Annotated in this window: 24 protein-coding genes; 6 read left to right on the forward strand and 18 right to left on the reverse strand. The window is 39.5% G+C overall.

Annotated elements, in window-relative coordinates; genetic code table 11:
• Window positions 1-4: 4 nt before the first annotated feature.
• From EGT34_RS13645 to lgt, 5 genes are all read right to left on the reverse strand, one after another.
• On the reverse strand, window positions 5-514 hold the full coding sequence (locus EGT34_RS13645; RefSeq protein ID WP_000312550.1) for a dihydrofolate reductase: 510 nt from the start codon (window positions 512-514) through the stop codon (window positions 5-7).
• A 44-nt stretch (window positions 515-558) separates the two neighbouring features.
• Window positions 559-1,401, reverse strand: a complete 843-nt coding sequence (thyA, locus tag EGT34_RS13650) for a thymidylate synthase (RefSeq protein WP_060454576.1) — start codon at window positions 1,399-1,401, stop codon at window positions 559-561.
• Window positions 1,402-1,523: 122 nt separating this feature from the next.
• Window positions 1,524-1,886 (reverse strand): hypothetical protein, encoded by a 363-nt coding sequence (locus tag EGT34_RS13655; protein ID WP_000881942.1) that lies wholly within the window; start codon window positions 1,884-1,886, stop codon window positions 1,524-1,526.
• Between the two features lie 10 nt (window positions 1,887-1,896).
• Window positions 1,897-2,256 (reverse strand): hypothetical protein, encoded by a 360-nt coding sequence (locus EGT34_RS13660; protein ID WP_000889270.1) that lies wholly within the window; start codon window positions 2,254-2,256, stop codon window positions 1,897-1,899.
• Between the two features lie 73 nt (window positions 2,257-2,329).
• On the reverse strand, window positions 2,330-3,148 hold the full coding sequence (gene lgt, locus EGT34_RS13665; RefSeq protein WP_000959085.1) for a prolipoprotein diacylglyceryl transferase: 819 nt from the start codon (window positions 3,146-3,148) through the stop codon (window positions 2,330-2,332).
• Between the two features lie 93 nt (window positions 3,149-3,241).
• Between lgt and EGT34_RS13670 the strand changes: the two genes are divergently transcribed.
• On the forward strand, window positions 3,242-4,021 hold the full coding sequence (locus EGT34_RS13670; RefSeq protein WP_000335019.1) for an NRDE family protein: 780 nt from the start codon (window positions 3,242-3,244) through the stop codon (window positions 4,019-4,021).
• A 48-nt stretch (window positions 4,022-4,069) separates the two neighbouring features.
• Here EGT34_RS13670 and EGT34_RS13675 read toward each other — a convergent pair whose 3' ends face one another.
• The 5 genes from EGT34_RS13675 to EGT34_RS13695 form a co-directional block, all read right to left on the reverse strand.
• Entirely contained in the window at window positions 4,070-6,403 is a 2,334-nt protein-coding gene (locus EGT34_RS13675; protein WP_000137993.1) for a PhoX family protein, read from the reverse strand.
• Between the two features lie 208 nt (window positions 6,404-6,611).
• Window positions 6,612-8,792 carry a PhoX family protein gene (locus EGT34_RS13680; RefSeq protein WP_000205461.1) on the reverse strand — a complete coding sequence of 727 codons (2,181 nt, stop codon included), beginning with the start codon at window positions 8,790-8,792 and terminating at the stop codon, window positions 6,612-6,614.
• Window positions 8,793-8,965: 173 nt separating this feature from the next.
• Entirely contained in the window at window positions 8,966-9,733 is a 768-nt protein-coding gene (gene tatC, locus EGT34_RS13685; RefSeq protein ID WP_001072729.1) for a twin-arginine translocase subunit TatC, read from the reverse strand.
• Window positions 9,730-10,167, reverse strand: coding sequence for a Sec-independent protein translocase protein TatB (gene tatB, locus EGT34_RS13690; protein WP_000887765.1), 438 nt, complete (start codon window positions 10,165-10,167; stop codon window positions 9,730-9,732). Before tatB ends, tatC begins: the two co-directional genes overlap by 4 nt.
• A gap of 11 nt (window positions 10,168-10,178) precedes the next feature.
• A complete protein-coding gene (locus EGT34_RS13695) occupies window positions 10,179-10,397 on the reverse strand; it encodes a Sec-independent protein translocase subunit TatA (protein ID WP_000908081.1) in 219 nt (72 codons plus the stop codon).
• A gap of 252 nt (window positions 10,398-10,649) precedes the next feature.
• Here EGT34_RS13695 and EGT34_RS13700 point away from each other — a divergent pair, with 252 nt between their 5' ends.
• Window positions 10,650-11,525, forward strand: coding sequence for an AEC family transporter (locus EGT34_RS13700; protein WP_001196401.1), 876 nt, complete (start codon window positions 10,650-10,652; stop codon window positions 11,523-11,525).
• Between the two features lie 191 nt (window positions 11,526-11,716).
• Here the strand turns inward: EGT34_RS13700 and rdgB are convergent, their stop codons facing one another.
• The 7 genes from rdgB to EGT34_RS13735 all read right to left on the reverse strand — a co-directional run bounded on the left by rdgB (window position 11,717) and on the right by EGT34_RS13735 (window position 20,163).
• Window positions 11,717-12,340, reverse strand: a complete 624-nt coding sequence (rdgB, locus tag EGT34_RS13705) for an RdgB/HAM1 family non-canonical purine NTP pyrophosphatase (protein ID WP_000106722.1) — start codon at window positions 12,338-12,340, stop codon at window positions 11,717-11,719.
• A 168-nt stretch (window positions 12,341-12,508) separates the two neighbouring features.
• The gene (locus EGT34_RS13710; protein WP_000751692.1) at window positions 12,509-13,096 is read right to left on the reverse strand and encodes a tetratricopeptide repeat protein; all 588 of its coding nucleotides are present in this window, start codon (window positions 13,094-13,096) and stop codon (window positions 12,509-12,511) included.
• A complete protein-coding gene (gene metW / locus EGT34_RS13715; RefSeq protein WP_001217230.1) occupies window positions 13,093-13,686 on the reverse strand; it encodes a methionine biosynthesis protein MetW in 594 nt (197 codons plus the stop codon). The genes EGT34_RS13710 and metW overlap by 4 nt, the downstream gene beginning before the upstream one ends.
• The gene (metX, locus tag EGT34_RS13720) at window positions 13,686-14,846 is read right to left on the reverse strand and encodes a homoserine O-succinyltransferase MetX (RefSeq protein ID WP_000009640.1); all 1,161 of its coding nucleotides are present in this window, start codon (window positions 14,844-14,846) and stop codon (window positions 13,686-13,688) included. Before metX ends, metW begins: the two co-directional genes overlap by 1 nt.
• Window positions 14,847-14,929: 83 nt before the next feature.
• The gene (gene leuA, locus EGT34_RS13725; protein ID WP_000978841.1) at window positions 14,930-16,627 is read right to left on the reverse strand and encodes a 2-isopropylmalate synthase; all 1,698 of its coding nucleotides are present in this window, start codon (window positions 16,625-16,627) and stop codon (window positions 14,930-14,932) included.
• Between the two features lie 458 nt (window positions 16,628-17,085).
• The gene (locus EGT34_RS13730) at window positions 17,086-17,769 is read right to left on the reverse strand and encodes a Fe2+-dependent dioxygenase (protein WP_000581255.1); all 684 of its coding nucleotides are present in this window, start codon (window positions 17,767-17,769) and stop codon (window positions 17,086-17,088) included.
• Between the two features lie 105 nt (window positions 17,770-17,874).
• On the reverse strand, window positions 17,875-20,163 hold the full coding sequence (locus EGT34_RS13735) for a TonB-dependent receptor (protein WP_002013915.1): 2,289 nt from the start codon (window positions 20,161-20,163) through the stop codon (window positions 17,875-17,877).
• A 414-nt stretch (window positions 20,164-20,577) separates the two neighbouring features.
• Here EGT34_RS13735 and tig point away from each other — a divergent pair, with 414 nt between their 5' ends.
• The 4 genes from tig to EGT34_RS13755 all read left to right on the forward strand — a co-directional run bounded on the left by tig (window position 20,578) and on the right by EGT34_RS13755 (window position 24,989).
• On the forward strand, window positions 20,578-21,912 hold the full coding sequence (gene tig / locus EGT34_RS13740) for a trigger factor (RefSeq protein WP_001198432.1): 1,335 nt from the start codon (window positions 20,578-20,580) through the stop codon (window positions 21,910-21,912).
• Between the two features lie 192 nt (window positions 21,913-22,104).
• The gene (clpP, locus tag EGT34_RS13745) at window positions 22,105-22,710 is read left to right on the forward strand and encodes an ATP-dependent Clp endopeptidase proteolytic subunit ClpP (protein WP_000289452.1); all 606 of its coding nucleotides are present in this window, start codon (window positions 22,105-22,107) and stop codon (window positions 22,708-22,710) included.
• Between the two features lie 101 nt (window positions 22,711-22,811).
• Window positions 22,812-24,125, forward strand: a complete 1,314-nt coding sequence (gene clpX, locus EGT34_RS13750; RefSeq protein ID WP_001289250.1) for an ATP-dependent Clp protease ATP-binding subunit ClpX — start codon at window positions 22,812-22,814, stop codon at window positions 24,123-24,125.
• A 147-nt stretch (window positions 24,126-24,272) separates the two neighbouring features.
• Window positions 24,273-24,989 carry a DUF2846 domain-containing protein gene (locus tag EGT34_RS13755; RefSeq protein ID WP_001269736.1) on the forward strand — a complete coding sequence of 239 codons (717 nt, stop codon included), beginning with the start codon at window positions 24,273-24,275 and terminating at the stop codon, window positions 24,987-24,989.
• A 24-nt stretch (window positions 24,990-25,013) separates the two neighbouring features.
• Here EGT34_RS13755 and EGT34_RS13760 read toward each other — a convergent pair whose 3' ends face one another.
• Window positions 25,014-25,568 carry a DUF2059 domain-containing protein gene (locus EGT34_RS13760; protein ID WP_000155519.1) on the reverse strand — a complete coding sequence of 185 codons (555 nt, stop codon included), beginning with the start codon at window positions 25,566-25,568 and terminating at the stop codon, window positions 25,014-25,016.
• Window positions 25,569-25,621: the final 53 nt, after the last annotated feature.

Below are 25,621 nucleotides of genomic sequence, written 5' to 3' on the forward strand. Positions count from 1 at the left end.
AAAATTATTTTTTATAAGTGGCAAATTCGAATGAAGTTCCTGATTTTTCATCTACTTGCTGTTCGCTTGCAGTTTTGTGAAATTCACTCGGTATTGTTGGATAATGTGCATCACCTTGTACATCTAAGTCAACATGAGTGAGCTCAAGACGGTCTGCAATTGTCAAGGTTTGCTTAAAGATTTCACCACCACCAATAATGAATAAAGCTTGCTTTTCGGTGTTTTTGGCATCTTCTAAAGCAGCATTTAAAGCATCTTCAATTGAATACGCAATTTTTACGCCGTCAAAATGCCAGTTAATGTCACGGGTAATCACCCAGTTCACACGGTTCGGTAGAGCACGACCCATAGACTCAAGCGTTTTGCGGCCCATGATCACCACACCACCTTGTGTGATTTCTTTAAAATGTTTTAAATCGGCAGAGATATGCCATGGCAACGCATTGCCTTTACCAATACAGTGATTTTTGTCCATTGCGACAACGTGGACAACTTCTACATTTTGCCATGCCATAATCTTATTCTCTAAACCGTAATCTAATGAAATTTAAGCCGTCGTTATACTGCAACTGGTGCTTTAATTGCCGGATGTGACTCGTAACCTACAATCTCGATATCTTCAAATTTGAAGTCGAAAATATCTTTAACTTCTGGATTAAGTTTTAATTGGCAAAGTGGTAATGGCTCACGCGTCAATTGTAGTTTTGCCTGCTCAAAATGGTTGGCATAAAGATGCGTATCGCCACCTGTCCAAACAAAATCACCAACACCTAAGCCACACACTTGAGCAATCATATGGGTGAGTAGGGCATAGCTGGCAATATTAAATGGTACGCCTAAGAATACGTCAGCACTACGTTGATAAAGCTGGCATGACAACTTGTTGTCTTGTACGAAGAATTGGAAGAGCGTATGGCAAGGCGGTAAAGCAACTTGTCCAGCCTCATTTGGGTTCCAGCCAGAGACAATTAAACGGCGTGAATTTGGGTTGGTTTTAATTTCATTAATTAACCATTTAATTTGGTCAAAACCATCTTGGTTATAAGTACCATCGGCATTTTTAGTTGCGCCGAAATTACGCCATTGATGGCCATAAACTGGGCCAAGCTCATGTTCTGGGCGGCCGAAACGGGCAGTTTGTTCTGCTGTTGCCCATTCATCCCAAATGGTGACTTTATTGTCTTGTAAGTACTTAACGTTAGTATCGCCTTTTAAGAACCAAAGTAACTCAATCACGATAGAACGAAAGTGAACTTTTTTTGTGGTGAGTAAAGGAAAACCCTTAGAGAGATCAAAACGCATTTGATGACCAAATACAGAACGGGTTCCTGTGCCTGTACGGTCGCCTTTGTCACCGCCATTATCAAGGATATGTTGTAGAAGGTTTAAATATGCACGCATAACACTCTCGAGTTCGGATTAATTTCCATAAAATAAAAGGGGAGACGGTTCATGGATTAATAAACCGTGGAAGATAATAGCATGCTTTAACGATAGGTAGGAAAGAGAGCTACATTTACTGTTTAAAAACGTTTGGCCCGATTTTGATAAATCGAAACAAGAAAAAATCCAACCAGTACAAAGCCTAAAGCTTGTATTGTTGCGATCCAATTGTATTGAGGGGGCAATAACCACATTATAATAGCAACAATAATGAGAGGGTAAATTCTAAGCAGAAACTGGAGCTTAAGTTTATATGAACTGTGCTCTGGAATTTTTGTTTGTAAATATTGCCCGAAATGAAGCCCGAACCCTAACACGAGGCTAAGAACAGTGTAAGTCGGCGATAAAGGCTGTACTTGATTGGCTGCATAAATTGCAGCACAAACGACAATAATGAAGATGAGTTTGATGTGACGCGGTGCGTTATACCAATAAGCCAACATAAAAATGAGCCTATTTATTAAATAACGATTGAGGTGAAAAAATAAAAGCAGCAAGCGCCATAAATGCGATTCCTTGAACGCCCCAGATCAGTAAGTTAGGCATGGTTTTTACAAAGATAAGTGCAAATAAAAGAGCGATAGGAACCCACGTAAATAGGCGGTAAAGTAAGCCAGTCGGGTTACTTTGAGCAAAATGCAATTTAAAGTAACGGCAGATTAAAAAAATAACCCCAGTTCCTGTAAACATTAAAATGGTATCTAAAGGCAATGGTTGATATTGATATAACCCAATACAGATTAAGAGGGTAATAATTAAAATGATTAATTTTTTAAAAGTCGGGACTTGCGTATTAAACCAGAATTCCAGCATGGCGAATCTTCTTTCTTGGGAGATAAAAACTGTAGCATAAAAAAGAGGAGCCGAAACTCCTCTGATTTAGATGTTAACTGTTCTTTTGAGGGCCCCAGTCATAAATTTTCTTTTGGTAGGCATACCACATCATCCAAAGGCCTATCAGTAGCATTGGAACGGTGAGGATTTGTCCTTTCGTCATCCAGCCAAACAAGATGAAACCTTGGTCGGCATCCGGCTGACGGAAGAATTCCATCACAAAGCGTGCAACACCATAACCCATTAAAAATAGGGCAGATACAGCCATACGTGGGCGTGGTTTTGAGCTAAACCACCACAAAATAATAAAGAGTAATAGCCCTTCGCAAAGCGCTTGGTAGATTTGAGAAGGGTGACGAACCAAATGTAATGGATCGGTTGGGAAAATCATTCCGAATGGATAATTCGGATCTGTGACCGCACGGCCATATAACTCTCCGCCAATAAAGTTACCAATACGTCCGAACATTAAGCCTGTCGGTACACATGGGGCAACAAAGTCGAGTGTCTGGAACCATGTTTTTTGATATTTTTTACACCAGAATAGCATTGCGATCATGACGCCTAAGAAGCCGCCGTGGAAGCTCATACCACCTGTCCAGACTTGGAATAACCAGATTGGGTTTTCAAGGAATTTATCAAACTCATAGAAAAGCACATAGCCGATACGTCCGCCGAGTACAACACCTAAGGCACCGTAAAACACCAGATCGGAAACCATGTCCGATGTCCAGCCATCACGCTGTTTGGCACGGTAGGAAGCAAGCCCCCAAGCACATAAAAATGCCAATAAATACATGAGTCCATACCAATGGACTTGAAGAGGTCCTAGATGTATTGCGACCGGATCGATATTAGGATAGGTCAGCATTGCTGCTCCTTGATCTTACGTTTTGACAGATTGTAGCGGAATGATGTGAAAAATGTTGTACATTCAATGTGTAAACATAGGGAACAAGAATCAATGTGTATTGTGGCTTTAGCATGGCATGTTCTGGATGATATGCCCTTGTGTCTGATTTCAAATCGTGATGAATTTTATCATCGACCAACCGCATTGTTGCATCAATGGGAACATACGCCAATCATTGCAGGGCAAGACTTACAATCGGGTGGTACTTGGATGGGTGTTACGCCGCAGGGCCGATGGGCTGTGTTAACTAATTTCCGTGATGGACGTGATAAAAAACAATATGAGACTTCTCGTGGACATTTGGTTCAGGCTTTTTTAGAGTCTGATTTGTTACCGATTCGCTTTGCTCAGCAATTAGAACAACAGCAACAGAACTTTGCTGGTTTTAACCTGTTTATGGGAACTGCTGATCAGGCGGTCTATATGAGTAACCGCGGTGAGGCTCCTCAAGTATTAGCCAACGGCGTATATGTGGTTTCGAATGGTTTAATGTCCGATCACTGGGAAAAAACCAGACATTTACGTACACGTTTTACGCAAGAGTTCTTGCCTATGCATCAGCACAAAACAGAAGAGTTAAGTTTGCAGCATGCAGCGTGGGATATTTTAGAAGATGAGCGTAAGGTCACCACAGCATTGTTGCCAAACACGGGCATTCAGCCGGAAATGGAAGAATTATTGTCATCGACTTTTATTCAAAGCCCCGTATATGGAACACGGTGTTCGAATTTTTTAAGAATGACCAATAATGAATGGATATGGTTGGAAAAGACCCAGCAAGGTGAACATAGTGGTCAAATTGTGCAGCAACAGGTTCTCTTAAATCGATAGAAATAAAAAATGCCGATCAAGTGATCGGCATTTTTCTGGGTAAATCAATTAACCGGCAATAACGCCGCCATCTTTACGGGTAATCACAACAGTTGCTGAGCGTGGGCGCGCAGTTTTATTGCTTGGGTCTTTTTGTGTGGCAGGCCAGTTACTTTCTGGTTTCGCGTAACTTGGTGAATCTTCACCAGGGTGCTGAACATTAATGAAAATTGCTTTGTAGTCAGGAGTCATGGCAATACCAGTAATTTCACATTGCTTTGGTCCGACTAAGAAACGACGTAATGTTGCGTCTGTAACTTTGGCACCTGTTATGGTCTGCTGACCATTTGAAGTTGTTGCTGTACCACCATCACCGATTTGACCCGGCAGAGCTGCAAGCATCATACAGTTAGTAACATCAGTGTAAGCGCCGTCATCGGTTTCAATCCAGAGAACGCCACGTGGGTCAAACCACATACCATCCGGAGATGAAAAATCATTGTTATCTGTTAAGCCGGATAAGTTGATTTTTGAAGCCATTGATGCTTCTGCGCCAAATAGGTAGATATCCCATTTGAAGGTTTCAGCAGTTGTTTTGTCATCAGTTTCTTTAAAACGGATGATATGACCGTTTACGTTTCCTTTTTGTTCTTTTGTGCCTGCATATAGGTCTGTGTAGTTACGTGGATTGGCTGCATCAGTTGCATAGTCTTTACCACGATTTGAGTTATTGGTGAGTGTGACATAGATTTCACCGTTTACTGGGTTGACCGTACACCATTCTGGGCGGTCCATTTTTGTTGCACCTACAGAATCCGCTGCTAAGCGTGCAAATGTAGCAACGTCTGCCTGTGACTTAAACGGGTAGGTGGTGTTGCTTTCATTTAAGCCATTTTTGCCATAAGCAAGTTCAATCCATTGACCTGAACCATCGTTATTAAACTTAGCAACATACAATTTGCCTGCATTCATGTATTTGTCGCCAGCTGTATAACCACCGTTTATATCTTTGGTGTCCCACACAGCGGTTGAAACAAATTTATAAATGTACTCACCACGAGAGTCATCACCCATATAAAATGCTAATGGTTGACCTACTACGGCACGGCAAGCACTGTCTTCATGTGCGAAACGGCCTAATGAAGTACGTTTAACCGGATTTTGGCGTCCATCAAATGGATCAATCTCAACCATCCAGCCAAATGTATTTGGCCCATTTCGGTAATCTTGGGTAGCTTGAGCTGCTTTTACATCGGCATTCCAGCGATCATACAAGTCTTGTGACTCTACTTGACCAATTGCTGTTTCCCAGCCGTAACGCGAACTTGTGCCTAAATAAATTTGTCGCCCTTGTTCATCAACGTTAGGGATTAACTCACCATTTTTATCTTTTAAGTAAATGATCTTGCCATCTTTATCTTTTTTAGGTGCACCTTTTTCATCTTTCTCATACAGATAAGGTTCATCTTTTTTAACACCTAAACCATAACGTTTTAATGCAATTTTTTCTGCATCTGTACGTGCATATTCATCGCTACCCGAACGTTGGAAATAGCCAATAAAGTTTTCTTCAGTGGTTAAATAAGTGCCCCAAGGTGTATAACCGTTACCGCAGTTATTATGAGTGCCACGTGTTTGACGTCCAGCAGGTGAGAAGCGAGTTGCAAGCAGGCTTGAACCCGCTGCAGCACCTGCAAACTCCATAACTGTAGAAGCTGTAATACGACGATTAAAAATAGAATTTTTAACAATTTCTACTTTTTGAGCGGTTGGATCTTTTTTAATATGAACTACAGAAACCCCATGTGCATTGGTTTCACGAATGACTTCATCTTCAGGGCGACGTCCATCCACTTTTGTAGGACCTTTGGGATGAAGGAAGGTCTGATTAATATATTCGTGATTCATCACCAACAAACCTTGTGCTGACACAGTCTCGTCAAAGCGGTTTGTTGATGTGTTTAAGCCAAAATAATGCATGCCGTCATGGCAGTCGCCAGAGCGAAACTGGAAGCTTGGGCCAGATGGAATATTATTGTCGTCCCAATCTCCAACTCTTGGATTGATTGAGTCACCTAAAGCGTAGATAACATTGGCTTCATAACCTTCCGGTACAGTCACAATATCATTTAAATTTTTAGCTACGGGCGTAAATGTGAGTTTTTCCGGTTTTTTATTTGGGTCTACAGGTGTGGTTCCACCATTATTAGAGCCAGAGTCATCATCGTTATCATTACAGCCTGTTAAAGTAGAAGCTAAAGTCAGTGCTACTGCACCGCTTGCTGCTTTGGTGATTAAACTACGACGACTGATGTGTTGTTCTAAAATGTCACGAAAGTGGATATTGTCAGAAGTATTATTATCCAATTCTTGATCTTCATGATATGGCGTCAGCTCTGTCATGGGAAATTCCTAAGTTAATAAAGAGATTGTTCTAAAAGTCTTCATGAGCTTAGTTTGTGAATGTGACGAGGCTTTGACGTTTTGATGATAAGTTAATGAAATATTTGACCGTTTAGTGAAAGGTTGAAGGAATTTTATTTTCTAATGAGACGTTAAAAAATAAAAGAAACCTGCATAAAGCAGGCCTCTTTTATAGTGGTGAAAGAAATTATTTCTTCACAACAGATGGTGCAATTGGGTCGGCAGTGATATAGCCAACTGCTGCTGCAAATTTATTACTGTAATTTGTATTAATTGCAGTATCAATTTGAGCAAGTAAATCTGCGCTAATACCAGTACGAACACCATCTTTTTCTTTATAGAAACGGTTCCATTCGTCTCCAGGATGCTGGAAGTTACTCATGATGTAAGTCCAACCATTTACCTCGTCGACTGCATGTAGACCCGTCGATTCAGCACCTGCCGGTGTAGATAAAATACGGATGAGCTGTTTGGTATCAACGTTATAAGCCCATAAGAAGTTATTTAAGTGGTTACCAGAGTCTTCGCCGATAAATAAAGTGCGAAGTTTTTCTGAGAACTTCAAGTTATCAGGGCTAGCAATTTGCTCTGGGTCAGCGGTGTTCCCTAAGCTGTCAAAGCTAATATCTTTACCTTTAATGAGAAGGTTAGATTGGCTAGGTACCCACTCACTATTGATTGCAACATTTGAGCTGTCTTTCTGGCCACCAGTTAATGTGTGCTCCAAAATACCACCAGCAGTGATTTTCGGGAATTTAACGTTGTGCTCAGCAAGATAACCACTACCACCTTCAACCATTGAATCGACAATATTAGCTAAAGCCGAATAAGCTTTTTTATCTGCAATATTTACTGTTGTGCCTTCGTTTTTGGTCAATGCCATTGAAGCACCCATGTAAGCAGCATAACGGTGTGTTTCAAGGAAAGCCGCTGCAAGTTTAGTTCTGTCGCTATTATCTTTAAGCTTGAGATATACACCAGTTTTACTTAAATAAGTAAATTTAAAACCTTGAGCTTCTAATTCTGCTTTTTGGGCAGCTTGTTGTAATTTTAAACGCTCTTTTGCAGCTTTGGCTAAAGCTTGTTGTTCAGGAGTACCTTTGTCGCCTGCATCAATAGCCTCTTTCTCTGCTGTTGTTGCATCGCTTGGATATTTAGCAATTTGTAGAACTGACTCAAAAATATCAGTTCCTTTAATGCCGCTCTTGATGAGATTTTCAATCTCGGCACTTGTTGCATGACCAAGTCTGATCCAAGAAATCTGACCAGTCGTTGTGTCACTAAGTACTGTTGTATATTTTGCAACGTAGAGTGTACCTGCAGATAAATCTTTCTCCTTATCTGCAACGAACATAAATAGTCCACCGTTGGTATAGTCATCACCCATTAACACAGTGCGGTTATCAGGGAAAACCTGTACAAGTTCGTGTGAAATACGGCCTAAACAATAGTGCTTTGTAACGCGACCAGTACCATCTGCATTTACGGTAATTTCTGGCAAGTGGCCATAGTTATATGGATTGGCAATGTTTTCATCACCATATATATTTTTACTGAAGGCTTTAAGTGTTGAAAGTGATTGACCTAATTTTTGGTCAAAAGCATCTGGTTCGTATTCTTCACTAGAAAGATGAGTTCCCCATGGAGATAAACTTGCACCACAAGTAATCCATAGTCCATGTGCACTTGAAGTATCAACGTTATGGTATTTAATTAAAGTTAAGTGACCTGTCTTTGGATCTTGATCTAAAGTTAAGACAGCAATCGGAGATGATAATTTACCGTAAGTATCACCACCATTTTGGTCTTTTGATAGATATTCAAATTGAACCACATGGAACACTGGGTTACCGGTTACACCCAATGCTTTCTTGTCAGCATCTGTGAAATCTTTGCCTGTTGCTTGTTTGAAACTAATGAGAGAACTACCATCTGGGCAGTCAGAGAAGAATTGACGTTCTTTACCTGCAACTGATTTATCAATAATTGGCTTATTATTAATATCGTAATAACCACCCGCGATGACTTTTCCTCCTTTACCATCAGGCACTTCTGTACCTGTTAAGAAGAATGGTTTGTAAGCGAGTTGGTATTCTGTTTTGCTGCCGTCTTCCCATGAAATAGCAAGTTTTGATGCACATGCTGTTGTGGCAATATCTGCTACCGTTGAAGGAGCTGGCATTGAAGTGAACGTTGCATTCTTAAAGTTAATTGGCTTTGACGGAGTGACAATAGATGAGTCGTTATCGCTATCGTTACAACCTGCTAACGTTGCTGCCGTAGCCATCGCACCTAATGGAAGAAAAGGGATCCCCGTAAACCATTTTAAAATATCGCGACGTGTTGGGTGGTTAGAAGCAGTGGTCATAATAAATCCGTAACTTTTGTGTGTATATTTGTTGAGTCGATTCTATGGATTGAAAATGACACTTTTCTTACATTTTTAAGTCACTTTGAAGACAGTTTATTGCTTTGTAGATTAAAAAGCGTTCTACATAAAAAAAGCCTGAACTTAGAAGTTCAGGCTTTTTTATATTATTTTTATTCAGCAGAATGGGTTTTTCTTTTCTCAAGAATTTTGCCGAAGAGTAAGCCTATTTCGAAAAGTAGCCACATTGGAATTGCTAGCATCACCATCGAAATCGCATCGGGTGGGGTAATGAACATCGCTACAAAGAAACATCCTACAATAATAAAACGTCTTTTTTCAGCAAGGCTTTGCGTATTTACCACACCAATCAAAATGAGTAGCAAGGTCGCGATAGGAATTTCAAAAGTGACACCAAACACTAAAAATAGCTTTAAGCAGAAGCTTAAATAACTATTAATGTCGGTCATTGGTGCTACTGTTTCAGGTGAAACGCTAATAAAGAAATGTAATATGGCAGGCAGGGTAATGTAATAAGCAAAAGCGACACCTGCATAAAATAAAATAATACTACCAATGAGTAACGGCAGCGCTAAATGACGTTCTTTTTGATAAAGCGCCGGACGAACAAAAGACCATATTTCATAAAGAATAAATGGCATTGCCAGCATGAGTGCAACAAATAAATTAAGTTTAAATGGCGCCATAAAGGTTGCTGTAACATCCGTTGCAATCATGGAAGATGAGGCAGGAAGTTGTAACCTTAGAGGCTCAGATAATATTTGATAAGTATGATTTCGAAAGGGCAGTAAACAAAAAAATAAGAATAATGTTACCCCTACAATCCTAAATAAATGACGTCTTAAAACCACCAAATGATTCATGATTGGCATTTGGTCTAGGTTTTCTTGACTATTTACGGTTGAAGGCAGTTGGTTCATACGGCAATCTTCAATTCAACAGGAGATGTTTCTGAAATATCAGTTTGAGGAGCCAAAGGCTTAACTTTAGTCAGATACGGCACTTTGTAATGGCCCGATATAGGAGTACATTTCCGAATAGGCTTTTGTGTTGTTTTAGCTGTTTCAGTTGTTTCTAAAGTTTCTGAAACCTGCTGTTTTTGTATTTCTTCAAGCTGTTGTTGTACTTTACGTTCTAATGCTTCAATGCGGTTAAGTTCCTCTTGCATTTCTTTGCGGAACTCAGACAGACGTAGCTCCTGATCAATCTCGTTTTGCAGATTCGTAATATAGCGTTTTAGTCGAACATACCAGCGACCTGCAAAGCGTGCAGCTTCCGGAAGCTTCTCTGGACCTAAAACTAAAATTGCAATAATTGCAAAACAGAGTAACTCTGTCATTCCTACATCAAGCATGGGTCAAACCTTTAGCTTTTCACTGATGTGCTTTCAGATGTTTTAACTTGTGCATCAATTGTACGAGGGCTATTTAAAGATGCAGCTTCGTCTTCTTCACGAACTGACTTTTTAAAATCTCTTACTGCACCGCCTACATCTTTACCGATATTTTTTAGCTTAGATGTACCGAACAATAAAATAACGACAATTGCGAAAATAACGACATGCCAAATAGATAAACCAGCCATGATTTTATACCTCTTTTTAGTTCGCTTTATATCAACAGGTTGCCATGACAGGAATGTGACATTTATATTTCATTTTTAAGACAATATTTATAAGTAGACACTTATGACCAGATTTTTAAGGATATTTTTTGGGAGGATTTTTAAATTTTATCGAGCTTCGTTCTTAGACGAATTTACTTGAAATAGATCATACATTTCAAAATCAAAAGGTGTAGCATAACAAGCTGATTTTGACGAGCGAGAGGAGAGAGCGTGGCATTATTACTGCCTGTATTGGCATTTATCACAGGACTTCTACTTGCTCAGACCTCCATTTCAGAAACCGTAAAACCTATTCTCTCAGCTTGGCTTGCACGACTCCTGATTCCGATTGTGATTATTTACAACATGGTCTTTTATCAATCGGGAAGCTTGAGCTTAATGCTTTTTAGTTTTGGTTCGGCATTCATTATTTTCTTTGCTTATTTGGCTTTGTTCAAAGACCGCTTATTGGCGCTTTGCGTAAGTTATACCAACATGGGATGGCTTGGTTTTCCTTTTGCTATGGCTTTATTTGGCCCTGAAGCAACTGCTCCAATTGTTGCTTTATATATTGGAATGTCGCTTTTTGGCAATGCTTGGGCTGTGACTGCCGTTACTACGGCACCGCAAAGTAAGCTCAATATATTAAAAAAGGTTTTAACTTCTCCGCCTTGTATATCGATATTCTGTGCTGTTGTGCTCAGACTTTTAGGGGCCCAACATATCGAAAGCCCTGCTATACATTGGGTTTATGAGGTTGCTAAATTTGCAATGACTTTTGCAGGTATGTGTGTGCTTGGAATGTGGCTGCGCCGTACCAGAGTTTATACAAAAGATTTAATTTACAGTACAAAAGCTCAAGCATTTAAAGTGGCCTGTGGATTTATACTTTGTGGATTAAGTTATAGGTTTTTACCGATTCCAACTATAAATCAGCACATCGGTGTAATGTTTTTAATGTTTTGCTTGCCACCGGCAGCCAATATTGTAGCTCTGGAAACCCATTATCAAGGGACGGGGAGATCTGCGGCTTATATCGCTTCAGGGACGATTGTGAGTTGTGTGTGTATTGCGATTTATGCGGTGTTTTTACATGTAGCATTATAATTAATTTTAAATTTTCTTCCCCACATTTACTTGTGCGAAGGCGGCATGGATGCCGCCATGTCACTGCGATAGCAAGGATGTACCGTCAGTGACATAAATGGTTTTGTTACTTTTGCCAAAACAAAAGTAAAGTATTGCCTATACAAAGCCGATACTTTCTAACGTGGTATTCAAAGGCTATATGGAAAAAATTATACTAAACTTTCTCTAAATAACTGCATCGCTTGCCCACGATGACTAATCTTATTCTTATCTTCTTTAGTCAACTCAGCGCTAGAAACTTGTAGCTCAGGCAACCAGAATAGTGGGTCATAACCAAAACCATTTTCACCACGTGGCGCTTCTAAAATTTCACCATACCAGATGCCTTGGAAAATTTGTGGCAATGGATCTTCTGCATGAGTCACTAAAGCAAGTACGCACACAAACATACCTTCAATCACTTCACCATTTTTACGAAATGGCAAAAGGTCATTTAATAATTTGGCATTATTCGCTGCATCGTCACCATGTTCTCCAGCATAACGTGCTGAATAAATACCAGGTGCACCCCCTAAAACCGGAACACAAATACCGGAGTCATCAGCCATAGCAGGTTTCCCTGAAATTTTAGAGGCATGACGCGCTTTAATAATGGCATTTTCAATAAAGCTTAAGCCGTCTTCAATGGCATCGGGAATATTTAGGCGACCCTGAGGAATAATTTCAACAGGCAACTTGAGCTGTTCAAAAAGTTTTTCAAACTCTGCGACTTTACCTTTGTTGTTACTTGCAAGGACTAAAGAGCCCTGATCAAACCAATGTGGGGTAGACATAAGATAACCAAACTTTATAACCAATATTGAACGTGAACTATGTTACGTGTTTTTTGAAAGGGGATATAGAGCAAAACAAATAGAATATAAAATTAGAAGCTTAAAAAACTAAAACCACCTTATAGGTGATATAAGGTGGTTTTAGTCGAGTAAGTATAAGCTGGATTATTATTGTGCTTGAATCCATTTATCCGCGCGGTCACGTGCCATACGGATTTGCTCTTGAGTTAAGTTTGCAGCAAGAGCCGTCTTTTTACCTTCAGATAAGCTAATCACTTTATTGTCGAGCATGCCATCACGAGTTGAAAGTTCATACCACTGGTAAGCACCTACGTAGTTTTTCTTTTGCTCTTCCATCATCGCAAGGTTGTAGCTTGCACGGTTATCGCCGTTACTTGCCGCTTTTTCGAAATATTTACGAGCCATAGCTTCGTCTTTCTTAACGCCAATACCATCAGCATACATACGGCCAACATTTAATTGCGCAGGTGAAAGACCTTGATCAGCAGCAGCTTTAAACCATGCAAATGCTTGTTTATCGTCTTTTGCTACATCTTTGCCGTATTGATAACGTGTGCCAAGATAAAACTGTGCTCCAGCTTGACCAGCTTGAGCCGCTTTTTGAAGGTCATGAATCCCCATTGTGGAGAAGCGCGCAGCTTGGCTCGCAACCGATTGTGGCTGGGCGATATAATCTGCATGAGCCTGCATACTTAGCAGTCCTGCAATTAGTGTGCTAAATAATGTCTTTTTCATAGTGCACTCACTCGATAAATAGCGACTTCACCAAACAAATTCGGAACATGTTTGCTTAACAGGCTTCCCTGCTGGTTTCCATTGACGGCGAGTCGATTAATAATTTGTATTTGATTTTCCGCACATAGTGCTTCGAAATCTTTAAACGTACATAAATGAATGTTGGGGGTGTTATACCACATATATGGTAGAGCATCCGATACAGGCATCATCCCTTTTAATGCTAGAAAAGAGCGAGTCTTCCAGTGTGCAAAGTTTGGAAAAGTGATAATGGCCTGTTTACCCACACGCACCATGTCTCTTAATAAAACATCGGGTGCATCTACGGCTTGCAAAGCCTGTGCCATAACCACATAGTCAAAAGACTGGTCGGCAAAACGGCTTAAACCGAGATTCAAATCTTGTTGAATAATATTTAACCCGCGACTGACGGCAATTGCAATCTTTTCTTGATCAATTTCTAAACCATAAGCACGAATTTGATGCTTTTGGCTCATATGAGCGAGTAATTCACCGTCACCACACCCTAAATCGAGTACGCTAGAACCGGGTTTAATCCACTTTTCTGCCAGTTGTTGATCAATACGCATTAGCTTGCCTCCAGTGATGTCGATTTTAAATGTTCTTCACCGCCTAAGAAAGCGCGCAGTGTTTTGACATACAGTGGAATCGGGAATAAGAACGAGTCATGACCTTGTTCAGCATCAATATCAAGATAACTTACCGGTTTATGATTGGTAATGAGTGCATCTACAATTTCTTGTGAGCGGCTTGGTGCAAAACGCCAGTCAGTGGTGAATGAGACAATCAGGAACTGGCATTTGGTTTTACTCATCGCTTCTGTAAGCGAGTGACCGTACTCACGCGATGGATCAAAATAATCCAAAGCTTTGGTCATAATGAGATAAGTATTGGCATCAAAGTTACGACTGAACTGTTCACCTTGATAACGGAGATAACTTTCGACCTGAAACTCGACATCAAAACCGTACATAAACTTGCCGGATTTTAAATCACGACCAAATTTTTGTTTCATGGCTTCTTCAGAAAGATAAGTAATATGGCCAACCATACGAGCCAAAATTAGACCACGCTTCGGATAGCTATCATTTTCCAAATAACGACCATGATGGAAGTCCGGGTCAGACAAGATGGACTGACGTGCCACTTCGTTAAACGCAATATTTTGTGCTGAAAGCTTTGGCGCACTGGCAATAACGACACATTTTTGTAAACGGTCAGGGTAGTCTACCGACCATTGTAACGCCTGCATGCCACCCAAAGAACCACCGACCACCGCATACCAGACACTTATTCCTAAGCGGTCAGAAAGCATGGCTTGAGTTTTGACCCAGTCACGGACCGTTACTAACGGGAAATCTGGACCATAGGGACGATTGTCATTTTCAGGATTTGGTGAAGTTGGACCGGTTGATCCACTACATCCGCCAATATTATTAAGCGCAACTACAAAAAATTTATTTGTGTCGATTGCCTTGCCCGGGCCAATACAGCTATCCCACCATCCAGCTTTTTTATCATCTTCATGGTGATAACCCGCTGCATGATGATGTCCGGAAAGGGCATGGCAGATTAAAATCGCATTTGATTTATCTGCATTTAAAGTGCCGTAAGTTTCAACCATTAACTCAAAGCGCGGTAAAACACGGCCACATTCAAGATGTAAGGGTTCTTCAAATTGGAACTTTTGCGGAGTGACTAACCCCACTGAGTCAGCTGGAAAAGACACGGGAACATTTCGCCTTTTAAATCTTTCAGGAATAAAAAGAAAGGATACCAAGCTAGGTATCCTTTCCAAAGTCTTTTTTTTAATTAAACAGCGGCGGCAACAACCTGATCTGTACTTAAAACACCTTGATCAATCAAACGGTTGGTACATGCAATAATAGCTTCAATAGATGAGGTGACTGTGTTGTCGTGAACACCTGCACCAAATGAGCCTCTGCCTGTACCTTTTACTTGAAGTTCAATTAAGGTTAATGCTTTGGCATTTGCACCTGAACTAATACTGCGTTCTTCGTAGTTCAATACATCAATTGGTAATTGAAGTGCATTTAAGAATGCAGAGATAGGACCATTACCTTCGCCACGTAATTGTTGAGTTTCACCTTCAACATCAATCTCAAGTTCGATAATTTGAGTACCATTAATGTCAGATAACTTATAGTTTTTGACCGTGTAATGGTGGTTTTTCACTTCAACATACGTGTCTTTAAATAAGGTCCAGATTTGTTTAGCACTAATCTCTGTACCATTCTCATCAGTATATTGTTGAACAACCTGACTAAATTCGATTTGTAAGCGACGAGGCAATACAACGTTATAGTTTGATTCTAATAAGTAAGCGATACCGCCTTTACCAGACTGACTATTTACACGAATAACAGCATCATAGTCGCGGCCCAAATCTTTCGGGTCGATTGGTAAGTAAGGCATATCCCAGATTTCTTCGTTTTTCTGGTATTCAAAGCCTTTTTTGATTGCGTCCTGATGCGAACCAGAGAATGCAGTAAATACCAAGTCACCTGCATATGGATGACGAGGGTGTACAGGTAAACCAGTACATTCTTCAACCGTTGCAATGACTTCATTAATATTAGAGAAATCTAATTCTGGTGCTACACCTTGGGTGTACATGTTCAATGCGATAGCAGCAACGTCAACGTTACCGGTACGTTCGCCGTTACCAAATACGCAGCCTTCCACACGGTCGGCACCTGCCATAATGGCAAGTTCTGATGCAGCAATACCACAGCCACGGTCATTGTGACAGTGAACAGAAATAATGACGCCATCACGACGTGCCAAATTACGATGCATCCATTCGATTTGGTCTGCATAAACATTTGGTGTTGAAACTTCGACAGTCGCAGGTAAGTTCAAAATAACTTTATGATCTGGACGTGCATCCCAAATTTCTGTAACCGCATCACAGACTTCTTTTGCTACTTCTAATTCAGTTGCAGAGAAACATTCTGGACTGTACTGGAAAATCCAGTCAGTTTCAGGATATTGCGCAGCATATTCTTTCACTTTCTGAGCTGCATTCACCGCCAACTGTTTTGCGCCATTAACATCTACATTCAACACTTTTTGACGGAAGGTTGGAGAGTTAGAGTTATAAATATGCACAATTGCACGCTTAGCACCTGCTAAAGCTTCGAAAGTACGCTCAATTAAATGGTCACGTGCCTGAACCAATACTTCAATGTATACGTCATCAGGAATATGATTTTCTTCGATCAACATACGAGTAAAATCGAAGTCAATTTGAGACGCAGAAGGGAAGCCGATTTCAATATGTTTAAAACCGATTTTTACAAGCATTTTGAACATTTTGAACTTTTGTTCCATGTTCATCGGTTCAAAAATTGCTTGGTTACCATCACGTAAATCCGTGCTCATCCAGATTGGCGCTTTTGTAATTTCATTATTTGGCCATTGGCGGTCTGGTAAATCGACTCGCTGGTACATACGGCGGTATTTTTTGCTAGGGTCAGCCAACATCATGAGAAAACTCCTTATCTCGTAGCACGGTTGCGTCAAGTATCGTGTGAAAGGCAACGTCTACAGTTATATATGGTATCTAATACAGAAAAATTAAAGGGAATTTGAAAAGGTCTGCTCTAAAATACAGACAAAAATTTATACGCGCGCGAGGCGCAGCATCAGGAGTTCGAGATGATGTCTTGCTTGAGTAGGCTGGGCAAACAAGTAATTCGTTTTCATCTATAGACCATGAAATAGTAAGTTTGGTGGTTTGCAAATATGCTTATCGTTTAGATATACCACATCTAAACGATGATTACACGTTGTGCAAAAGTCTTATAAAGATTTTAATTTCAGTGTTTAGAAAATTATTTTCTAATTTTGCATTGTTTTATATTTTGTCGAAAATAATTTTCATTATTTTGCCTTATTGAGATAAAAATAATTAATCCGCTCAAATAAGGCAAAAATAAATAGTGTTACAGCTCTGACCACATACGGATTAGGTTGTGATAAATATTAGTTAATTTCATGACTTCAGAATAGCTATCACCATGTGATTTACGGAGTTCACGAATACTTTCATCTAAACTAAATAAAAGATGCCGTTTACTATCGTCACGTACTAAACTTTGAACCCAGAAAAAGGAAGCAAAACGAGTACCTGCTGTAATACTACTCACTTCATGTAGACTGGTAGATGGGTAGAGAACTACGTCACCAGCAGGTAATTTAACTTCGTGATAACCATAGGTATCTTCAATCACTAGGTCACCACCTTCATATTCATCTGGCTCACTTAAAAATAATGTACATGATAGATCTGTACGAATTTGTTCCGCTGTACCACGAATAAGGCGAATTGAGTTGTCTACATGAAAACCAAAACTTTCATGTTCATCATAACGATTAAAAAGCGGTGGAATAATTTTGTGAGGCAGGGCCGCGGCCTGAAACAAAGGATTTTGCCAAATTGCTTTGATGACGATATCACTTAAATGATGGGTAAGGGGGTCTTGTTCTGAGAGTTGCTGATTTCTTTTCACCGAAGCAGACAAGGTGCCAGCAGTCACTTTTCCACCTACCCAATTGGCTTCTTCCATGAGCTTACGAAACTCGGCAACTTGCTCTTTGCTTAAAACATTGGGGATATGATGAATCACGGCAAACACCTTTTAATAGATACTTCATTTGTAAAAATAGCCTCATGATGAGGCTATTTTATATGAACTTTAATTAATTCCATAAATAAATTATGGAATTTATCCTTAGTATTTAAAGTTAATCGCTAAGACAGCATTACGGCCATTACCTTCAAATGCGTAGTGAGCTGCATGCGCACTTGTGAAATAGCGCTTATCAGAGATATTGTTGATGTTAAGCTGCAAATTCACATTCTTATTAACATCATATTTAGCCATAGCATTGTAAATGGTATAGGTTGGCAGATATTTCGGAGCAGTTGTGTTCACAAAAACTTGATCGCGATATTCAACACCAGCACCTAGAGTCAATTGAGGCATTACTCGGTAAGTAGACCATAGGGTAGCACTGTTTTTCGCTACAAATGGTAATGGTTTACCTTCTTGAGCAACTGCATTATAGGCTGCTTCGGTGATTTCACTATCTAGATAGCTATAGCCTGTAGAAACATCCCACTTATCGGTAATTTTCCCATTCAGACTAATTTCAAATCCATCAACTTTACTTTTACCTGCATTGGCAGTTGTAGTAGGGTCAATTTGGATACGTGTATTTTGCTTTTCAGTACGGAAAACTGCTGCTGTTAAGTTCGCACGGTTATTAAATAAGTCCCATTTTGTACCTAACTCGAAAGTACGTGCTTCTTCTGGCTTGAGAGCATTTGCACTCGCACTTGCAGTACCTGAGTCGCTAATAGAATCTGAACCTGTATCACCCTCAGCAAGCACACCTACTGGGTTTGCTGACGTAGCATAGCTTAAATAAATACTACCATCTTCTGTTGGTTTAAAAACTAAACCAGCTTGGTAAGAGAAGTAGTCTGTATCGCTTTCTAATTTATCACCAGCTTTATGAGGAGTACGTCCATCTACATCCTTATTATATTTTTTCTCAGTTTCAAATTTATCCCAACGCACACCTAAGTTAAGTAACCATTGTGGATTAAATTCAATACTGTCTAAAGCATAAATGCCTACATTGTGACTACGAGTGGTCGATTGTGCTGTGATAGATCCACGCTTATCTGTGAAGGCACCATTGCCTGGATTATTTAAACTTGTACACCAGCCATTTGCCACAGCAGCAGCTGAAGTACAGTTTTGAATATTGCTGTCTAAAATGGTCGATGTGGTTTCACCAGCAGCATTAGTAAAAGTATGTACACCTTGATCTGTTTCTTGGAAGCTCCATTCAGTACCGACATTAAAAGAATGCTTTAATGAACCAGTATTAAATTTGCCTCTTAGGGAAAGTTGATCACTATATGCATCGGTATCGAGAATACGACTTAAAGCACGACGAGCAACCGTACCTCTATAAATGTTACCTTTTGAGTCATCTGCGTTGGTATAAACATAATCTGATTTAGATTTGTTGTAAGTCGCTATATTCGATAACGTCAGGTTTTCATTAAAGTCATGTTCTAATTTAAAGGTACCGATATGGTTTTCACGTTTGTCAAAATCACGTGCTTTCCAACCATAATAAGTTCCAGCTTTTACATCAACAGGTTTACCATCACCAGGTGTTACTGTAACCCCAACAGGAGGCTTTGCTGGGTTTGCATTGTTAAAAGGAATGCCTGCATCAGGTTCATCATTGCTACGTAAATAATAGTAGCTTAGTGTTCCGCGTGTTGCTGTATCTAAGCCAAAAGTAATACTTGGAGCAATACCTACACGTTTATATTCAGCACCATTACTTTGGCCGGCTTTCTCATTTTCGTGGCCCATAATTACTACACGGCCAGCAATACCGTTACCAAAATCTTTGTTCGCATCTAATTGAATATGACGATAGTTGTCGGTACCGCTTTGAACACTACCTTGATATACATCACCTTCATGAGCAACTTTAGGGATGAGGTTAATACTGCCCCCAACGCTACCACCACCACCAAGAGCAGAAGAAGATCCTTTAATGACTTCAACTTGCTCAATAGCAAACATATCTCGATTCTGAGAAGTTGTATTACGAACACCATCTACATAAATAGAAGATTGACCGCTATAACCACGAATGTAAGGCATATCTGTAAACGGGGTACCGCCTTCACCAGCACCTAATGTAATACCAGGTTCATAGCGTAACGCTTCGAGTAGGGTATTAGAGTTTGTATCTTTAATTAATTTTTGAGAAAGAATAGAGACTGATTTTGGTGTGTCTTTGAGAGGAGCTACGAATTTAGAGTTTGCAGACTGATCGACCTTTAAAGATTCTTCTTGAGTCGCTTTAGTATGGATAGTTGGTAATTGCGAAACTGCTTCTTGCGCCATCGCAGTTGTTGCTATCATCGAGAGAGATGAGGCGATTGCAGAGGAAACAATTTTTTTACGTGTTCTAATCAATGACATGACTTTCAGGACTTAAATATAAACGTTATGCGAATAATAATAATTCTTATTTATATGTACAGTTTGTGTTAATTGGATTTGCCGATAGAATTGTGAAGGAAATGTGAAAGTTTTAATCACTTTTAGTTACAAATTGGCCCTAATTAATTGATTAAACTTAACTGTTTGGAAAATCGATAACTTTATTAAAATTAATTGTAATTTTAGATTTGTAAAGAATAGTTAAAAAATTACTTTTGCTTAACGTTGCATTAAAAAAAATTTAAAAATCATAAAATTACTGTGAAATTTCCTAAAAATACGTCCTTCAATTTTATGATCTGATCGGTTAATTTTGTATATCTTGAAAGTTGTCATATAATACAGCACTTTTTTAAAAACTGTTCCTACTAACTAATTTTTATCGAGGAAGCCATGCAAGTAACGACTGAAGCGGTTTCGGGCGTTGCCCGTCGTTTAAATGTTTCTGTACCGACGAGCCGTATTAACGAGCAATTTGAAGCTCGTTTGAAGCGCACTGCCAAAACTGTGAAGATCAACGGCTTCCGTCCGGGCAAAGTACCTGCAAACGTTGTTCGCCGCGAATACGGTGCAAGTATTTATCAAGAAGTTGTGAATGACATCATTCGTGACAGCGTATTTGAAGCAATTCAACAAGAAAAAATCAATGCGGTAGGTATGCCGAACATTGAGAAAGTTGAACACAAAGAAGATGCTTTAGTTTTTGAAGCAACTGTAGAAGTTTATCCTGAAGTTGAAGTAAAAGCATTTGACGGTTTGGAAGTTGAACGTAAAACAGCTGAAATTAAAGACGCTGACGTTGACACCATGATCGAAAACTTGCAAAAGCAACGTCAAACTTGGGCTGTAACCAAGGGTATGGCGAAAAAAGACATGCAAGTGACTTTTGACTTCGAAGGTTCTATCGACGGTGAGAAGTTCGAAGGCGGTTCTGCTGAAGACTTTAAACTTGTGTTAGGTTCAGGCCGTATGATTCCTGGCTTCGAAGACGGCATCATTGGCATGAAAGCTGGTGAAGAGAAAGTTATTGATGTAACTTTCCCTGAAGATTACCAAGCTGAAAACTTAGCGGGTAAAGCAGCTCAGTTCAAAATCACTGTGAAGCAAGTTGAAAAGCCTAAACTTCCAGAGATTGATGCTGAATTCTTAAAAATCTTCGGTGTTTCTGAAGAAGAAGGCATTGAAAAATTAAAAGCTGACGTTCGTAAAAACATGGAACGTGAAGTTCGCAATGGTTTACGTAACCAAGTTAAACAAGCTGCATTTGATGCTCTTGTTGCTGCTAACGAAATTGAAGTTCCAGCTGCAATGGTTGCTCAAGAAATTGACCGTCAACGTCAACAAATGGTTCAACAGTTCACTCAACAATTTGGTGGTGCAGGCGCGCAATCTTTTGACAAGAGCATGCTTCCTGACGAATTGTTCAAAGAACAAGCAGAACGTTCTGTTAAGCTTGGCGTATTGGTAAGCAAAGTATTAGCTGATGCTAAACTTGAAGTTGACCAAGCACGTGTTGATGCTTACATCGACGACATGGCTTCTTCTTATGAAGATCCAACTGAAGTGATTGAATACTTCAAAAATGATGCTCAACAACGCGCTCAAATTGAAGCTGTTGTGTTAGAAGATCAAGTTGTTGATCACATTTTAGCTTCTGCTAAAGTGACTGACAAAGCAGTATCTTATGAAGATTTATTGAAAGAACAACAAGCTCGCCGTATGGGCTAATCTTTTGAGAAGTCAGGAAAAGGCGCTTTAGGCGCCTTTTTCATTTTTAGGTATATGGTTAATTTGAGTACGTCTTAAGTACTTAGGTATAAATAATATAATATTTCAGTGCGAACCTTTTGCAATTTGAGAAATTATCCCGCATATTGTTGCCATAGGTTAAGTCACAAAAAATTTAGGAATAAATAACGTATGTATGTTCCAACAATTGAAAATGCTTTAGTTCCTGTTGTGGTTGAACAATCTTCTCGCGGCGAACGTTCTTTTGATATTTATTCACGACTTTTACGTGAGCGCGTCATTTTTCTAACTGGTGAAGTTGAAGACAACATGGCAAATTTGATTGTTGCCCAAATGTTGTTCTTGGAAGCTGAAAATCCAGATAAAGATATCCATCTTTATATTAACTCGCCAGGTGGTTCGGTCACTGCTGGTATGGCGATTTATGACACGATGCAATTTATTAAACCTGATGTAGTGACATACTGTATGGGGCAGGCTGCATCTATGGGCGCATTCTTATTAAATGCTGGTGCTAAAGGTAAGCGCTATTGCCTTGAAAATGCACGTGTAATGATTCACCAACCATTAGGTGGATTCCGTGGTCAGGCATCAGACATTGAAATTCACGCACGTGAAATTCTATTTATTAAAGAACGCTTGAACCGTTTGATGGCAGAACACAGTGGTCAAGACTATGACACGATTGCTCGTGATACCGATCGTGATAACTTTATGACTGCACAAGCAGCAAAAGAATATGGCTTGGTCGATCAGGTATTAAGTAAGCGTCCATAAGGGAAAATATTAAGTGGCTTGAGTTGTTGGAAAACGCCTCCATATAGTCATTTAACCCTATCGCTTGCCCTCATATTTAAGATTCTATTTGTGGAGAGAATATGTCCGAACATCCTCAAGGACAAAAACATTGTTCATTTTGCGGTAAAACGCAGTCTGAAGTCGGGAAACTGATTGCGGGCGAGGACGCATATATTTGTAATGAGTGTGTAGATGTCTGCTTAGACCTTGTACAAACCAGCCAACAGGTTGAAGCAGGTGACTGGGCGAGCAAGGCATTGCCAAAACCACATGAAATACGTGCTGCGCTTGATCAATATGTGATTGGTCAGGATCTTGCCAAAAAGACATTATCTGTTGCCGTTTATAACCATTATAAGCGTTTGAAAGTCGGGCAATCTGGTCATGTGTCTAAAGATGTGGAAATTGCTAAAAGTAACATTCTACTGATTGGGCCTACCGGTTCAGGTAAAACATTACTTGCTCAAACATTGGCTCGTTTGTTAGATGTGCCGTTTGCAATGGCAGATGCGACTACTTTGACAGAAGCGGGTTATGTTGGCGAAGACGTTGAAAATATCGTACAAAAACTTTTGCAAAAAGCAGATTACGATGTAGAAAAAGCTCAAAAGGGTATTATCTACATTGATGAAATCGACAAAATTACACGTAAATCTGAAAATCCGTCGATTACTCGTGACGTGTCTGGTGAAGGTGTACAACAAGCTTTGCTTAAGATGATTGAAGGTACTGTAGCCTCAATTCCACCACAAGGTGGACGTAAGCATCCACAGCAAGAGTTCATTCAAATTGATACCTCAAATATCCTATTTATTTGTGGTGGTGCATTTGCTGGACTGGAAAAAATTGTACAACAGCGTCAAGAGAAAGGTGGAATTGGCTTTACGGCTGATGTTAAAAACAAAGATGAAACCAAAAAACTTGCTGAATTATTCCGTCAAGTTGAGCCAACTGATTTAGTTAAATTTGGTTTAATTCCAGAATTCATTGGCCGTTTACCAGTGATTGCAACGCTTGAAGAGCTTGATGAAGAAGCGTTAATGCAAATTCTAACTGAACCGAAAAATGCATTAACTCGTCAGTATCAATACCTGTTCAATATGGAAAATGTTGACCTCGTATTTGAAGATTCAGCTTTACGTGCAGTGGCTAAGCGAGCGCTTGAGCGTAATACCGGAGCTCGTGGCCTACGTTCGATTTTGGAAAATGTTCTACTTGAAACGATGTATGACTTGCCAAGCCGTACAGATGTAGGAACAGTTTTCATTAATGAAGCAGTTATTAATGGTGAAGCTGAACCTGTCTACAAGTCAGAACGTCAGCCTAAAGAAGCTGTAACACATGAAAGTGTTGCTAAGGCAGATTTAAAAGTAATTGATTCGAAGTCTGCTTAGATTTCATTCATCTAAAAAGCATGAATTGCCTCGGTGATTCATGCTTTTTTTGTTTTCAATTCATGTAGGTGGTGGTAATCTAAAAAAACAAAATACGCATAGTTTTGCGATATAGAAAAATCAAAAGAAAACGCTTTGAGGGATGTCATGCGTTATTTAATTATTGCTTTAAGTTGTGCCGCATTACTTGCAGGTTGCCAAAGTTCATCACACTTAGAAAAGAATTCAGGTGAGCTGACCGCCACTTTACCTAAAGTTGATGTTGATAAAGAACCCGGTTTATTGGATCAATATCGTTTAGGCGGCTTCACTGTAGGGGGATGGGTAAATCAAAAGTTAGGTCAGACATTTGCGCCAGTTAAACCCCAAAATGAGCAGGCAGCAGTTGTCTATCTTTACCGGCCAGACACGAAATGGAATCGTCAAGAAATTGCAGCCATCAATTTATTTGTAAATGGCAAACGAATTCCAAGTTTATTGCATAACCATTATTACTGGATTGAACTGCCAGCAGGAACTTACCGTATTTCAGCAAGCCGCCCTTTGTTGGGGATTCATTTTCAAGAACCTAAATATATCGATATTACGGTAGATGCAGGCGCATCTTATTATTTGAAGTATGATGAAGAAAATAAAATGGACCGTAGTGAGCACACGGGTCCATTTATGTTAATGCAAGATAATATTGGTCGTAGAGAAATTGCATTTACCGAGCTTAAATCTTCTAGCTACAATTTTGTTGCTGAAGATGCTTCAGGAAAAATACGTCATAAACCCCAAGAATTAAAACCTGCTAAATATAATGAAAAGTCAGATGTACATCTGATAAAACCATTTAAATTGTGGAACCCTTTAACGTGGTAACAATTTGTGGTCGATAAAGAAAAGCTAAGACTTTTCTTTATCTTTCATTAAGGGTGCAATAATTTTTAGCATTTCTTCTTGCATATGATCTCGTGCTTTAGGGTCATTAAAAGTTTGCTGTCCCAATTCCATCATATATTCTGAAATTTGCCCCATAATCTGTACGTTTTTACGGGTAATTGATTGGCCTTCTGGGGTTTTCAAAAACTTTAAATTTGCTTGGATTTCTTCTTCGGTATACGTTTTTAAATAAATATCTTGTAAGGCTTGAGTCGTTTTAGGGCTACTAATCAGCTGGTTACTCGAATCTTTTAAAAGTAAGCCTAACTTTTTCGCTGCCTCTTTTTCTTTCGGGCCTAAAGTTTTGATGCCTGTAATATTGCTAATGATCTGTTCAGCTTGTTGATCATAATAAGGCGTTAACTCATTGATTGATTCTTTCAATAGATAATCAATTTGGCTCATTTGCATGAGTTCTTTTACTGAACTTAACTTGGCAGGAGAAGCAAATAAGCTTGTAGTAATACAGCTTAGACAGAGACTGATTGAAAGATTTTTAAGAATAGGGCGAATAGTCATGAAATGACCTATATGCAGTGTAGGCGGGTGGGTATATTCATTAATAGCACAGA

This window comes from Acinetobacter sp. FDAARGOS_558, assembly GCF_003937785.1.
Taxonomy (GTDB): domain Bacteria; phylum Pseudomonadota; class Gammaproteobacteria; order Pseudomonadales; family Moraxellaceae; genus Acinetobacter; species Acinetobacter baumannii.

Coding starts and splice junctions, on each gene's coding strand:
- EGT34_RS13645 (WP_000312550.1), bottom strand. CDS start 514: ATGGCATGGCAAAATGTAGAAGTTGTCCACGTTGTCGCAATGGACAAA.
- thyA (WP_060454576.1), bottom strand. CDS start 1,401: ATGCGTGCATATTTAAACCTTCTACAACATATCCTTGATAATGGCGGT.
- EGT34_RS13655 (WP_000881942.1), bottom strand. CDS start 1,886: ATGTTGGCTTATTGGTATAACGCACCGCGTCACATCAAACTCATCTTC.
- EGT34_RS13660 (WP_000889270.1), bottom strand. CDS start 2,256: ATGCTGGAATTCTGGTTTAATACGCAAGTCCCGACTTTTAAAAAATTA.
- lgt (WP_000959085.1), bottom strand. CDS start 3,148: ATGCTGACCTATCCTAATATCGATCCGGTCGCAATACATCTAGGACCT.
- EGT34_RS13670 (WP_000335019.1), top strand. CDS start 3,242: ATGTGTATTGTGGCTTTAGCATGGCATGTTCTGGATGATATGCCCTTG.
- EGT34_RS13675 (WP_000137993.1), bottom strand. CDS start 6,403: ATGACAGAGCTGACGCCATATCATGAAGATCAAGAATTGGATAATAAT.
- EGT34_RS13680 (WP_000205461.1), bottom strand. CDS start 8,792: ATGACCACTGCTTCTAACCACCCAACACGTCGCGATATTTTAAAATGG.
- tatC (WP_001072729.1), bottom strand. CDS start 9,733: ATGAACCAACTGCCTTCAACCGTAAATAGTCAAGAAAACCTAGACCAA.
- tatB (WP_000887765.1), bottom strand. CDS start 10,167: ATGCTTGATGTAGGAATGACAGAGTTACTCTGTTTTGCAATTATTGCA.
- EGT34_RS13695 (WP_000908081.1), bottom strand. CDS start 10,397: ATGGCTGGTTTATCTATTTGGCATGTCGTTATTTTCGCAATTGTCGTT.
- rdgB (WP_000106722.1), bottom strand. CDS start 12,340: ATGTCTACCCCACATTGGTTTGATCAGGGCTCTTTAGTCCTTGCAAGT.
- EGT34_RS13710 (WP_000751692.1), bottom strand. CDS start 13,096: ATGAAAAAGACATTATTTAGCACACTAATTGCAGGACTGCTAAGTATG.
- metW (WP_001217230.1), bottom strand. CDS start 13,686: ATGCGTATTGATCAACAACTGGCAGAAAAGTGGATTAAACCCGGTTCT.
- leuA (WP_000978841.1), bottom strand. CDS start 16,627: ATGATGTTGGCTGACCCTAGCAAAAAATACCGCCGTATGTACCAGCGA.
- EGT34_RS13735 (WP_002013915.1), bottom strand. CDS start 20,163: ATGTCATTGATTAGAACACGTAAAAAAATTGTTTCCTCTGCAATCGCC.
- tig (WP_001198432.1), top strand. CDS start 20,578: ATGCAAGTAACGACTGAAGCGGTTTCGGGCGTTGCCCGTCGTTTAAAT.
- clpP (WP_000289452.1), top strand. CDS start 22,105: ATGTATGTTCCAACAATTGAAAATGCTTTAGTTCCTGTTGTGGTTGAA.
- clpX (WP_001289250.1), top strand. CDS start 22,812: ATGTCCGAACATCCTCAAGGACAAAAACATTGTTCATTTTGCGGTAAA.
- EGT34_RS13755 (WP_001269736.1), top strand. CDS start 24,273: ATGCGTTATTTAATTATTGCTTTAAGTTGTGCCGCATTACTTGCAGGT.
- EGT34_RS13760 (WP_000155519.1), bottom strand. CDS start 25,568: ATGACTATTCGCCCTATTCTTAAAAATCTTTCAATCAGTCTCTGTCTA.